We start from the raw sequence: 13,332 nt of genomic DNA, 5'->3' as shown, positions 1-13,332 counted from the left end.
GTTAGCGGGTAATGCCGCGGGTCGAACGCTCAATAGAGGCGGCAAAATGCTCGACTTCAGGCAGTTCAAAGCGGCTGCGCATTTCAACGAGCGCCTGTTCTGTGGTCAGCCCTTGGCGATAGACTATCTTATAGGCGGCGGTTAAGGCGTTAATCGCTTCGCGGCTGAAGCCACGTCGCTTTAAGCCCACCAGATTGAGGCCACGCGCTTCGGCAGGGTTGCCATTGATCATGATATAGGCAGGCGTGTCTTTGGTGATGATCGAACCACCACCGGCCATGGCGTGATCGCCAAAGTGACAGAACTGGTGCACTGCCGCCAAACCACCCAAAATGACATGATCGCCAACGGTGACATGCCCCGCCAAGGTGACCTGATTGGCTAAAATGCAGTCGTTACCGATCACGCAGTCATGCCCGACATGCACGTAGGCCATCAACAAATTGCGCGAACCAATAGTAGTTTCGCTGCGATCCTGAACGGTACCACGATGGATCGTGGCGCCTTCACGAATTACATTATCATCGCCCATGACTAACCGCGTCGGCTCGCCTGCGTATTTTTTGTCCTGGCAGTCTTCGCCTACCGAGGCGAACTGAAAAATACGCGTTCGCTCGCCTAACGTGGTGGGGCCTTTCACCACCACATGCGGGCCAATCACAGAACCAGCGCCGATAGTGACGTCTGGCCCGATGATGCTAAATGGGCCTACCTCAACATCGTCAGCAAGACGCGCCGTCGGGTCGACCAGTGCAGTAGGATGTATCAAGCCACCTTCCTCTCGGCACAAATAATTTCTGCTTCGCAGGCCAGTTCGCCATCCACCGTGGCACGGCATGCAAATTTCCAGATACCCCGCTTGCCTTTGATCACATCGGCTTCTAACGTGAGTTTGTCGCCCGGCATGACCGGGCGCTTAAAGCGCACGTTATCACTGCCTACCAGATAATAAACGTAACCATCAGCAGGCAGTTTATTGACCGTTTTAAAACCGAGAATGCCACATACCTGAGCAAGGGCTTCGAGCACTAATACACCGGGCATAATCGGGTGATGGGGGAAATGGCCATTGAAGAACGGCTCATTAATGCTGACGTTTTTGTACGCAACGATGGATTCGCCGGTGGTTAATTGCGTTACTCGATCCACCAACAAAAAGGGGTAACGGTGGGGCAAGTACTCGCGAATTTCATTAATATCCATAACCATCGTAGCGACCTCTAAAATTACAAAAAACCTGGAACTCGTGAAGAGAGTCAGGCAAACACCAGCACGCCTGCTGGTTAAAAGGCTGAGGATTATACCCCGCCGCTAACCAGTCTCAAGCCAGCAGCGGATAAATCATTCAGCGACGACTCACCACATAGACTAATCACGCTGCTTTTTTTCCAGCCTCGCTAGGCGTTTAGCAATGTCATCAAGCTGTTTAAAACGCACTGCATTTTTTCGCCACTGGGTATTGGCCATGGCGCCGGTACCGGAAGAGTAAACCCCTGGCTCATGGATTGAATTCGTGACCAAACTCATTCCGGTCACCTGCACCCCATCGCAGATAGTCAGATGGCCCGACAAACCGACGCCACCCCCGAGCATACAGTGCTTACCGACCTTGGTAGAGCCCGCAATACCTACACAGCCCGCTAGAGCACTGTGGTCGCCAATGATCACGTTATGAGCAATTTGTACCTGGCTATCGATTTTGACGTCATCGCCAATCACCGTATCACCCAGGGCGCCGCGATCAATGCTGGAACAACTTCCTACTTCAACGTCATCACCCAGCACGACCCCGCCCAGCTGGGCAATCTTATGCCAGCCTGCGCCGTCGTGGGCAAAACCGAACCCATCACCGCCGATCACACAGCCGCTTTGCAAGATTCCCCGCTTGCCAATCACTACACCATGACAGAGGGTGACGTTGGCATGTAACCGCGTTCCCTCGCCAATGATGCTGTCGGCGCCGACCACGCTGCCAGCCCCGATCACCACGCGATCACCCAGTACCACACCTGCTTCAATCACAGCATGGGCTTGAATGGAGACATCGGCACCTAGCTGAGCATCTTCCGCCACTACTGCCGTGGGATGTATTCCCATAATGTCGCGAGCGGGTAAGGGATCAAACAGCTGCGATAGTTTGGCGTAGCCTAAATAAGGGTTATCAATCTCAAGGCGCGGTACAGGGCAGTGCTTGCCATGCTCAGGGTGCAGAAGCACCGCCGCTGCTTTAGTCGTCGCCAAATCTTTCAAATAAGCGCGATTGGCTAGAAAGGCCACTTGGTCCGGCTGGGCCTCTTTTAGCGTCGCCAAGCCACGTATCGGCTGCTGAGCATTACCGCTGACGGCGATGCCCAATTGGTGCGCAATGTCTGCGAGGGTAAGGTGATGAGAAGCGTGCGTCATGAGAACCCAGGGAAGCGTTGGTGTGGCTAGGCCACACCAATTATCGTTTAAAATTAGTTCAAGGTATCAAAAATCTGAGTGACTTCATCGGTCACGTTTGGCAGGTCAACCCCTGAGTGCAGAACGCCCTGGGGCTCGACCAGCACATCAATACCGTGGCGCTCAAGTACCTGCGCAACCGCCTCCTCCAACTTCGGTTCAGCACCTTCTAAAAACTGCTGTTCAGAGCGTTGCTGGGCCTGCATGACTTCCTGACGCAGCTGTTCAAAGCGGCTGCCCTTTTGCTGTAGCTCGCTAATCAGCGACTCACGCTGGGACTGTGCCATGGTTTCGCCTTCGTTCTGAAGACGCTGCTGAAGCTGCTGAAGCTCATTACCCAGGTTCTGCGCTTCCCGCTGTTGATTGCCAATCTGCCCTTCCAGGGTGCTCATTGACGCCTGTGCTGATTGAGTATTCATCAGCGCCGCGCGCCAATCCAACACTGCGACCTCTGCAGCATGAGCGGGCAAAATCATCGCGCCCAACAGGCATACCACCGCTGTTAGTCTACGCATCATGTAATCTCCTTAGGTCACGCTAGCGCGCGCCGCCATGGCACGCGGTCTAGCAATATTAGAATGACTGCTCTTTTGAACAATTATCTCTTAGAACAATTGCCTCTTAGAACAATCACCCCTTAGAACGTTTGCCCTAATGAGAACTGGAAGAACTGGGTATCGTCCCCGCTCTCATCGTTCAATGGCTCGGCAACACTAAAGGTCAGCGGGCCGACCGGCGTTAGCCATGAAAGGCCAATACCAGCACTGTAGCGCAAATCACCTAAATCAACGCCCGAGCTACACTGCTGGCGGCCTGCGTCTTCTGCAAGCACGTCGTAGCACGAACTCAGGAAAGTGTTACCGCCATCCAAAAACAGCGATGTTTGCAGCGCACTCTGATCTTCAACAAAGGGCATCGGGAAAATGATCTCGGCGCTGCCTTCGATTGAAACGTTACCGCCCATGGTGCGATCCCGGCCGCCTTCAGTTGCTGGCGTGGTGCGTTGACCCAGCGTATTGGAGGTGTAGCCACGCACTGAGCCTAAGCCACCTGCGTAGAAGTTTTCATAGAACGGGAAGGGATCGTTGCCACCCAGCGTATCGGCATAGCCGACATTGCCGGTAAATTTGAACGCCCAGGTTTCATCATTGTTAATCGGGAACAGCTGCTGCGCCCGCGCGCGGAGCTTGTAATACTCCGCATCGCTGCCGGGAGCGCCCGTTTCTACCGACAGGCGCTGGTAGCTACCATCTGTCGGCATAATACCGCGGTTGAGATTGTTACGAGTCCAACTGGCAGTCAGCTTCAGGCTTTGCGCATCCTCGCCCTCATCTTCTACGTAACGGCGGATTTCCGAGGCCGTATCGAAGTAGGTTTTTACCGTGAGGTCTTCAACGCTGGCGCCGAAGTTAAGTCGCGACAGCTCGCTGACGGGGTAACCGAAGTTGATCCCAGCACCGTAGGCATCGGTTGAGAATGTCGAAATATCCGAATCGGCATAGTCGGTTTCGCGATAGAACAGATTGTAACCACGCGAGATCCCGTCCAACGTCCAGTAGGGATCGGTGAACCCGAAGTTAACGCTAGTAAACGTATCACTGCGCTGAGCACCAACATTGACGCGATTACCTGTACCGAGGAAGTTATTCTGCGATAGGCCTACACCGTAAATAACACCAGCGCTCTGGGAGAAACCGACGCTTGCAGAAACCGAGCCAGAAGGCTGCTCTTCCACGTTATAGGTGACGTCGAGCAAGTCCGGCTCACCAGGAACAGGCTGAGTATCCACCTCTACTTGGCTAAAGAAGCCCAAACGCTCAAGACGCTGACGCGATTGTGTAATGGCTTCGGTGGAAGCAGGTGCGCCTTCCAACTGCGTCATTTCACGGCGTAGCACTTCATCTTGAGTCGTGGTATTACCAAAGAACTCAATACGGCGCACATAGGCACGCTCACCGGGATTGACGGCAATGACCAGATCCACCGTTTCACCATCATCTGACATTTCAGGCACGCCCTGGATATCAGCAAAAGCGAAACCTTCAGCACCTAAACGCTGACGTAAGGCTTCCGTGGACGCATTGACATCGCCGCGGGAGAAAATCTCACCTTCTTCGACGGTCAGCAGTTGGCGGGCTTCATTTTCGCTGATCTGTAGATCACCTGCGAAACGAATATTACCAACGCGATACTGGGTACCTTCATCAACGTTTAAGGTGATAAAGATTTCGGATTTTTCTGGACCAATCGACACTTGAGTGGATGTCACATCAAAGTTGACGTAGCCACGGTCCAGGTAGAACGAACGCAGCCGTTCAATATCACCGGATAGCGCTTCACGGGAGTATTCATCGCTAGAGAACCAGCCAAAAAAACGCCCCGGTCGATCCTCTAACTCAAACACTTCGCGTAGCGTCTCGTCGTCAAAGGCTTCGTTGCCGACAATATTGATTTGTCGAATTTTGGCGACTTCGCCTTCGTTGATATTGATATTGACCTGAACGCGGCCTTCATCAACTTCTTCAACTTCGGTATCAATACTGGCGCTATAACGACCTTGAGCCTGGTAGACACCTTCCAATTCGCGCTGAATCTCTTCCAGCGTGGAAAGCTCCAGTACTTGGCCTTCCGAAAGCCCCGATTGGCGCAACCCGTCGCGCAGGTCTTCTTCGGATATTTGATCGTTACCGCTGATGTCCAGCCGAGCAATGGTGGGTCGTTCGACCACCTGAATAACGAGCACATCCCCCTCACGGGCCAGGGAAACATCATCGAATAGCCCGGTGGCAAACAGGTCACGGGCAGCGGCAGCCAACTGCGCTTCGCTGACACGCTCATTGGCGCTCACCGGGAATGCATTGAAGACCGAGGCGGCGGATACCCGCTGCAGTCCTTCCACTCGAATGTCAGAAACATCAAAGGATTGTGCTTGGGCGCCGCTGGCGCCTGCCAGCAAGAGTGCCGCCATTCCAAGGGTCTTGATTTTCATGCAGTCAATTCGCTCGCGTTGGTCTGCCGTTCATTCCAGAAAGGCACCATATACATTTGTGCAGGCAGATGACAAGGCATCCTGCGCGCTACACGCGTCATTACCACAGGCGCATCAGATCAAAATAGAGGGCCATCAACATCAGGGTGCCGACCATGGCAAGCCCAATGCGCAATCCTACAGCTTGAGTTTTTTCAGATACTGGCCGTCCACGTACGACCTCCATAAAATAATAAAACAAGTGTCCACCATCGAGCACCGGGATAGGCAGTAAGTTAAGCACCCCAAGGCTGATAGAAAGATACGCTAGAAAACCGATAAACGCTTCCATCCCAGCACGGGCTGAATCGCCAGACACCTGCGCAATGGTGATGGGCCCCGACAGATTGGAAGGCGAAATGAGCCCTACTAGCATTTTCCGTATGGCATCAACGGTTAATAGCGTCATTTCCCCGGTACGGGATAATGCATGCCCTACTGCTTCAACAGGACCATAGCGAATTTCACGTTGAAACGCAGCCGGCCACTCAACTTGCTCGGCACCAGCACCGATATAACCAATTTCCACCCCAGTGTCTAAGCTGTTACGACCGGGAGTTAAATCCACGGTTGCTCGCTTGCCATCTCGCTCGTAGGTGAGCTCCAGCGTTTTGTCAGGATTACCTCGCACAATATTAACGAAGTGCATCCAATCATCCACGGGTTCGCCGTTAATAGCGACCATTCTGTCGCCAGCCATTAGGCCCGCTTGTTCGGCGGCCTCCCCACTGACGACTTGGCCCAAAATAGCCGGAAATTCTGGCTGCCAAGGCGTAATACCCAATGTTTGCAGCGGCTGGGGCGGATCTTGACGTACCAAATAATCAGTAACCGGTAAGACATAACGCTGGGAAGCATTCGCCCCTTCAGAGCGCGCGTCAATTTCCAGCCCACCACTAAAACCAATAATGGAAACTAGTTTTAGATTTAATTCTTCCCAAGAGCGTATCTCATCGCCCTGAATGGCAACAATTTCATCACCATGAGTCAGCCCTGCTTCCGCCGCTGGTGAATTAGGCGCAACACTGCCCACCATCGGCGAAACCACCGTAGTCCCCGCGACAAACAGTGCCCAGTAGGCAACAATCGCCAACAGAAAGTTAGCGATTGGACCCGCGGCCACAATAGCAATGCGCTGCCATACAGTCTTGCGATTAAATGCCTGATCGAGCTGATCTTCGGGTACCCGCGCCTCTCGCTCATCGAGCATTTTGACATAGCCGCCCAGCGGAATCGCGGCTATCGCATATTCCGTGCCTTGACGGTCAACACGTGACCATAGCGGTTTGCCAAAGCCTACCGAAAAACGCAGCACTTTGACGCCACAGCGTCTCGCCACCCAAAAGTGACCAAACTCGTGAAAGGTTACCAACAGGCCCAGCACCACAATGACCGCTAAAATATTCTGTATCAGGCCCACACTGCACTCCTTAACGACCCGCGCTTAACGACCAGCCCAGCGAATGCTTAAGCGGACCACCTTGTTACCAGTTCCAACGCCTGCTGTCGCGCCCATTGATCGGTTGCTAAAACGCTTTCAAGGCTGTCGACCCGCCCTTCATAGGGGCGCGATAAGATCTCGGCCACCAGTTGTCCAATCGCCGTAAAACGGAGCTGACGCTGTAGAAAAGCATCAACCGCTATTTCATTAGCCGCGTTCAGTACTACCGGCGCCATACCGCCCTGCTGCATTGCTTCACGGGCGAGCCCCAAACAAGGGAAACGGACTTCATCGGGGGCTTCAAAATCTAGCCGCGCCACCTGAAAAAGATCCAGTGTTTCGACCCCAGCGTCAATACGTTCAGGCCACGCTAACCCATAGGCGATGGGTGTGCGCATATCGGGATTACCTAGCTGCGCAATCACCGAGCCATCATGATACGCCGCCATGGAGTGAATCACGCTTTGTGGGTGCACCACCACCTGGATCTGCTCAGGCGTCGCATCAAACAGCCAGCAGGCTTCAATGAGCTCCAGTCCTTTGTTCATCATCGTGGCGCTATCAACGGAGATTTTACGCCCCATTGACCAGTTTGGATGAGCGCAGGCTTGCTCGGGGGTGACGTTATTAATATCAGCCTGGCTCCAGGTACGAAAGGGCCCGCCGGAGGCCGTTAGCAGCAATTGGCTAATGCCGTGGCGCGCCAAGCCACCGCGATGTTCTGCTGGTAGACACTGGTAAATGGCGTTATGTTCGGAATCAATCGGTAACAGCGTCGCACCTGAATGCGAAACAGCGTCCATAAACAATGCGCCGCTCATCACCAGTGCCTCTTTATTGGCCAGCAACACGCGCTTGCCCGCTTCGGCGGCGGCCAGTGCAGGCAGCAAGCCTGCTGCACCCACGATAGCCGCCATCACGCAATCTACACTAGCGTCACGAGCAACCTCACACAGCGCCTCTGGCCCTGCGTTCACCTCGGTTGGCAGACCCGCACGTCTGAGCTCTTGGCGTAGCCAAGCTGCATCGGCCTCATCATCCAACACGGCCACTGCAGGACGGTGCGTTAAACACTGGGCTAACAGGGACTCTTTTGAAGTATGCGCGGTAAGCGCATGGACGCTATAGCGGTCGGGATGACGACCGATTACATCCAGCGTGCTAGTGCCGATGGAGCCTGTTGATCCAAGCACCGTCACACGCTGCGTAGATGGTTTAGTTTGCGGATGCTGCCGTTGGCTCATAGCGACTGCCCCTGAACCAGCATCGGCATAAGCACTTCAAGATAAAACAGCGCAAATAGCGGAATCGCCGCTGTCAGGCTATCGATGCGATCCAGCACCCCGCCGTGGCCTGGCAGCAGTTGGCTTGAATCTTTGATATTGCGGTGACGTTTAAGCATGCTCTCCAGCAGATCCCCAAGCACAGAGGTCAAGGTGACGACTGCTGTCACGAGGATAAGCGTGAGGCTACTGGCCATACCCAGTGATAGCCACACGGCAAACACAACGGCCAGAATAGCCGTCGCTGCTAAGCCGCCGTACACGCCCTCCCAGGATTTACCAGGACTGACGCGAGGTGCCAGTTTGCGCTTACCCCAGTTGCGACCTACAAAGTAGGCGCCGATATCTGCACACCACACCAGCAACAGCACAAACAACAGCCACGCCATACCGCTCTCACGCAGCACGTTAAAACCGACCCAACAAGGCAATAGCACCCAAAGGCCCATCGCCAGTCGTCGCGAGGTAGCTTGCCACTGCTGACCAGCGGCAGGGTAGTGGGTCACCCAGTAAAGATTGATTAGCCAACCTGCAGCGGCCAGCCAAAGCGGCCATGCAGAGGTTGCGGCATCTATTAGCCACATCATCAGCATTAACGCCGCCATACCGGCCACTAGTTGAGCACGCTGCGCTGTGCGGGTGATACCGGCTAAATTGGCCCACTCCCAGGTGCCGAGCAGCACAATCAGCGCCGTAAACAGCGCAAAGGCGACACCGTCCAATCCAAACAGGCCAGCCAACACCAGCGGTGCTAGCCAGGCTGCGGTGATAATCCGCTGTTTAAGCACCTTGCGCCTCTATTTGTTCGTCCGTCATACCAAAGCGACGACGGCGCTGACAGAAGTCGTTTAATGCCGCATCAAACGCATCAGCACCGAAATCAGGCCATAGCAGCGGTGAAAAATGCAGCTCGGCATAGGCCATTTGCCAAAGCATAAAATTAGATAGCCGCTGCTCACCACTGGTGCGAATACACAGATCGATGGGCGGCACATTATCAACCCCCATCGCTTTATCAAAGCAAGCTTCGTCAATATCCGACGGTGCCAAATCGCCTGCCGCGACTTGCTCGGCCAGGGCGCGCGCCGCGCGGGCAATGTCCCATTGGCCACCATAGTTGGCGGCAATCACCAAGTGCATGCCCGTATTCTGTGCGGTTAACGCTTCAGCACGCTGAATATGCTTTTGTATCGCATGGGAGAAACCGCGCTGTTCGCCAATAATCGAGAGGCGAACATTGCGCTCGTTGAGCTTTTTGACTTCACGCTTAAGCGCCATCAAAAACAGCTCCATCAACGCATTAACTTCTGCGGCGGGGCGCTTCCAATTTTCGCTGGAGAAGGCAAACAGACTCAGCGTTTTCACCTCGCGCTCGGCGGCACGCTGTATCACTGCACGAACCGTTTCTACACCCGCGCGGTGCCCACGTACGCCTGAAAGTCCACGCGCGCGCGCCCAGCGATTATTACCATCCATAATGATAGCAACGTGTGCCGGTGGCGCCTCCCCGGCCTGAGACAGCGCACCGGTCTCGTCCTGCTGTTCTTCAGGAAGCTGCGGTGACGTCATGGTTTCTCGCACCAAAGATCAGTCATAAAAAAACCAGCCAAAGTGTGGCAAAACGGGCAGCATAAGCTGCCCGTGGCTGCATAAATCGCAGGTTTATACCTGCATTAAATCCTGCTCTTTAGCGACCAGCGCTTTATCGATCTCAGCAATATACTTGTCGGTCAGCTTTTGGATGGCGTCTTCACCTTCACGCTGATCGTCTTCGGTAATGTCTTTATCTTTCAATAACGACTTGAAATCACCGTTGGCATCACGACGTACATTACGCACCGCAACGCGAGCATTTTCGGCTTCGCTACGTGCTTGTTTAATGTAACCTTTGCGGGTTTCTTCGGTGAGCATCGGCATCGGCACCCGAATCACCGTACCAGCGCTGGCCGGGTTCAAGCCAAGGTCAGAGGTCATGATGGCCTTTTCAATTTTAGGCACCATACCCTGCTCCCACGGCACAATACTCAGCGTGCGAGCATCTTCAACATTAACCGACGCCACTTGGCTAAGCGGCACCTGGCTGCCGTAATACTCCACCGTAACGGCGTCTAAAATACTCGGGTGAGCACGGCCGGTACGAATCTTGTTGAAGTTACTATGCAGCGCCTCAACGCTTTTTTTCATGCGCGATTCGGCATCTTTCTTAATATCGTTAATCACGTCATTACCCTCTGTATATCAGCGTGCCTTCCTTGCCCCCTACTACCATATTCAGTAGAGCACCAGGCTTATTCATATCAAATACCCGCACCGGCATATTATGGTCACGTACCAGGCAGATTGCGGTCAAATCCATCACGCCCAACTTTTGATCCAGGGCGTCATCGTAAGAGAGCTGGTCATACTTCACAGCATCTGGGTGTTTTACCGGGTCTTTATTGTAGACGCCATCCACTTTGGTCGCTTTGATGACCACGTCTGCGTCCACTTCAATGCCGCGTAAACAGGCAGCCGAATCGGTGGTGAAGAAGGGGTTACCCGTCCCTGCAGAGAACAGCACCACGTCCCCGGAGGTTAAGTAACGAATAGCGGTTCGGCGGTCATAATGTTCTACCACGCCGCTCATCGGAATAGCAGACATCACCCGCGAACGGATATTGGAGCGCTCTAAGGCGTCGCGCATCGCCAACGCGTTCATCACGGTGGCTAACATGCCCATATGGTCACCCGTGACGCGATCCATGCCAGCTTCATTGAGTGCTGCACCGCGGAACAAGTTGCCACCACCAATCACGATACCGACTTGCACCCCAATGCCAACTAGCTGACCTATTTCCAGCGCCATGCGGTCAAGCACCTTGGGGTCAATCCCAAAATCGTGTTCACCCATCAACGCTTCGCCAGAAAGCTTGAGCAAAATACGCTTGTATTTTGACTTCGAACTCTCAGCAGTGCCTTTGCTGGGTGCTACGTGGGGGGTAGGCTCTTGAACATCACGTGACATGGCATCTCTCCTGAGGCAGACCTGAACACAGGCAGGCGGGGCAGCCCCTATGCATAAAACTGATAATATATAAAACCGATAAAAAAGAGCCGGTTATACTAGCATCGATTATACAGAGGCCGGATACGCGAAGGCGTGCGCTCGCGCGCACGCCATCTTCTTTCTGAAACCTCTGACCTCAGCGACGGCCAGCCTGTTCCATAACTTCCTTGGCGAAATCGACTTCTTCTTTCTCAATGCCTTCGCCCACTTCAAAGCGAGTGAAACCAACCACTTCGCCACCCGCCGCTTTGACGAACTCAGCAACGGTTTGGTTCGGATCTTTTACAAACGGCTGCTCGGTCAGGCTGTTTTCAGCCAGGTACTTTTTCAAGCGGCCCTGAACCATCTTCTCAGCGATCTGCTCCGGCTTGCCAGCCATGTCCGGCTGCGCCAGGATAATCGCTTTTTCAGCGTCCAGCTCTTCCTGAGGCATGTTTTCCGGATGGGCAACAGAGGGATTGATCGCCGCCACGTGCATGGCCACATCTTTCGCAACTTCTGATGAGCCACCGGTCAGCACGGTCAAAACGCCAATGCGACCACCGTGGACGTATTCACCCACTAAGCCACCGTCAGCAGCGTTAACAACGACGGCACGACGCACGCCAATGTTCTCACCGATTTTTTGAACCAGCTGCTCGCGCGCTGTTTCCAGATCGCCCGCCATAACAGCGGCAACATCTTCACTTTTAGCAGTGAAGAAAGCACCGGCGATCTTGTCAGCAAACGCGATGAAGTTGTCATCACGAGCAACAAAGTCAGTCTCGGAGTTGATTTCGACCATTACGCCGTAGCTACCGTCTTCCGCTACACGCGTTACCACAACACCTTCGGCGGCGATGCGGTCGGCTTTCTTAGCCGCTTTTAGGCCTGAGCTTTTACGCAGGTTTTCAATCGCAACTTCGATATCACCGTCGGTTTCGGTGAGTGCTTTTTTACACTCCATCATGCCGAGACCGGTACGTTCGCGAAGTTCCTTGACCTGAGAGGCGCTGATAGCTGCCATGAGAATTCACCTCTGAAATGGTTCTATGAGAGTTAAACGCAACACAGAGTATAGGCATGATAAATGACCATCATGTATCACACTGCCCTATGTCTCTCTGTATTGCGGGGCCGGTATTGAGTGCCGGCAAATTCGTCCGCTCAGACAGTTCATCTGTTGCGGGAAAAAGGGGGCATAGCCCCCTTTATCTTGATGCGGCACTTCTACTTACCGCACCCACTGCTGCATTTACTCAGCGGCAGTGTTGTCTTCAGCTGTAGCGGCCTCTTCGGTCACTTCAACGAACTCTTGCGCGTTGCCTTCTTTGGCACGACCACACGCATCCGCAATCGCTTTAACGTAGATCTGGATAGCGCGGATGGAGTCATCGTTGCCTGGGATTACGTAATCAACGCCATCCGGGTTGGAGTTAGTGTCCACCACGCCGATAACCGGGATACCCAGTTTGTTGGCTTCGTTGATCGCGATGCGCTCGTGGTCAACGTCGATCACGAACAGTGCGTCCGGCAGGCCGCCCATGTTCTTGATACCGCCGATAGAACGCTCAAGCTTTTCTTGCTCGCGAGTTGCTACCAGAACTTCTTTTTTGGTCAGCTTCTCGAACGTGCCGTCTTCGCGCATGGTTTCAAGATCGCGCAGACGCTTAATCGACTGACGGATGGTCTTGAAGTTAGTCAACATGCCGCCTAACCAACGATGGTTGACGAAGTGCTGACCTGCACGGTTCGCTTCTTCTTTAATTACCTTGCTTGCGCTGCGCTTGGTGCCAACAAACAAAATTTTGTTGTTGGATGCCGCCATCTTCTCGACCACATCGATCGCTTCGTTCAGCGCCGGAAGGGTGTGCTCGAGGTTGATGATGTGAATCTTGTTGCGCGCGCCGAAGATAAACTTGCTCATCTTCGGGTTCCAGTACTTGGTCTGGTGACCGAAGTGAGCGCCTGCTTTGAGCAGGTCACGCATATTAACGTGAGACATGGTAAAACTCCTCAAACTCGGGTTAGGCCTCCACGCACCCCATGGATCCGACCGTTGACCGCGTTAAACGCTGCCAGCGGCACCCGGGACCATGTGCCGGTGCATGTG

Annotated in this window: 13 protein-coding genes; all 13 read right to left on the bottom strand. The window is 53.9% G+C overall.

Features of this window, described 5'->3' with window-relative positions:
- Position 1: 1 nt before the first annotated feature.
- Complete coding sequence (lpxA, locus tag HUO07_RS04355; protein ID WP_035564734.1) at positions 2-769, bottom strand: acyl-ACP--UDP-N-acetylglucosamine O-acyltransferase; 768 nt, start codon at positions 767-769, stop codon at positions 2-4.
- The gene (fabZ, locus tag HUO07_RS04350; protein WP_008959868.1) at positions 766-1,209 is read right to left on the bottom strand and encodes a 3-hydroxyacyl-ACP dehydratase FabZ; all 444 of its coding nucleotides are present in this window, start codon (positions 1,207-1,209) and stop codon (positions 766-768) included. Before fabZ ends, lpxA begins: the two co-directional genes overlap by 4 nt.
- Before the next feature lie 159 nt (positions 1,210-1,368).
- Entirely contained in the window at positions 1,369-2,403 is a 1,035-nt protein-coding gene (lpxD, locus tag HUO07_RS04345) for a UDP-3-O-(3-hydroxymyristoyl)glucosamine N-acyltransferase (RefSeq protein ID WP_176302528.1), read from the bottom strand.
- Positions 2,404-2,456: 53 nt separating this feature from the next.
- Entirely contained in the window at positions 2,457-2,957 is a 501-nt protein-coding gene (locus HUO07_RS04340; RefSeq protein WP_176302663.1) for an OmpH/Skp family outer membrane protein, read from the bottom strand.
- Between the two features lie 122 nt (positions 2,958-3,079).
- Positions 3,080-5,431: an outer membrane protein assembly factor BamA gene (gene bamA / locus HUO07_RS04335; RefSeq protein WP_422822680.1), complete on the bottom strand. Its 2,352-nt coding sequence runs from the start codon at positions 5,429-5,431 to the stop codon at positions 3,080-3,082.
- A 100-nt stretch (positions 5,432-5,531) separates the two neighbouring features.
- A complete protein-coding gene (gene rseP / locus HUO07_RS04330; protein WP_176302527.1) occupies positions 5,532-6,890 on the bottom strand; it encodes an RIP metalloprotease RseP in 1,359 nt (452 codons plus the stop codon).
- Between the two features lie 47 nt (positions 6,891-6,937).
- Positions 6,938-8,155 carry a 1-deoxy-D-xylulose-5-phosphate reductoisomerase gene (gene ispC, locus HUO07_RS04325; protein WP_176302526.1) on the bottom strand — a complete coding sequence of 406 codons (1,218 nt, stop codon included), beginning with the start codon at positions 8,153-8,155 and terminating at the stop codon, positions 6,938-6,940.
- A complete protein-coding gene (locus HUO07_RS04320) occupies positions 8,152-8,982 on the bottom strand; it encodes a phosphatidate cytidylyltransferase (RefSeq protein WP_176302525.1) in 831 nt (276 codons plus the stop codon). Before HUO07_RS04320 ends, ispC begins: the two co-directional genes overlap by 4 nt.
- On the bottom strand, positions 8,975-9,763 hold the full coding sequence (gene uppS, locus HUO07_RS04315) for a polyprenyl diphosphate synthase (RefSeq protein ID WP_176302524.1): 789 nt from the start codon (positions 9,761-9,763) through the stop codon (positions 8,975-8,977). Before uppS ends, HUO07_RS04320 begins: the two co-directional genes overlap by 8 nt.
- A gap of 93 nt (positions 9,764-9,856) precedes the next feature.
- On the bottom strand, positions 9,857-10,414 hold the full coding sequence (gene frr, locus HUO07_RS04310; protein WP_101147412.1) for a ribosome recycling factor: 558 nt from the start codon (positions 10,412-10,414) through the stop codon (positions 9,857-9,859).
- A gap of 4 nt (positions 10,415-10,418) precedes the next feature.
- Entirely contained in the window at positions 10,419-11,198 is a 780-nt protein-coding gene (gene pyrH / locus HUO07_RS04305; protein WP_176302523.1) for a UMP kinase, read from the bottom strand.
- Positions 11,199-11,376: 178 nt separating this feature from the next.
- Positions 11,377-12,246 carry a translation elongation factor Ts gene (tsf, locus tag HUO07_RS04300; RefSeq protein WP_176302522.1) on the bottom strand — a complete coding sequence of 290 codons (870 nt, stop codon included), beginning with the start codon at positions 12,244-12,246 and terminating at the stop codon, positions 11,377-11,379.
- A gap of 228 nt (positions 12,247-12,474) precedes the next feature.
- Positions 12,475-13,224: a 30S ribosomal protein S2 gene (gene rpsB / locus HUO07_RS04295; protein WP_176302521.1), complete on the bottom strand. Its 750-nt coding sequence runs from the start codon at positions 13,222-13,224 to the stop codon at positions 12,475-12,477.
- Positions 13,225-13,332 lie beyond the last annotated feature (108 nt).

The organism is Vreelandella maris, from assembly GCF_013371085.1.
Taxonomy (GTDB): Bacteria; Pseudomonadota; Gammaproteobacteria; order Pseudomonadales; family Halomonadaceae; genus Vreelandella; species Vreelandella maris.
This window is presented reverse-complemented; position numbering and strand designations above follow the sequence as displayed.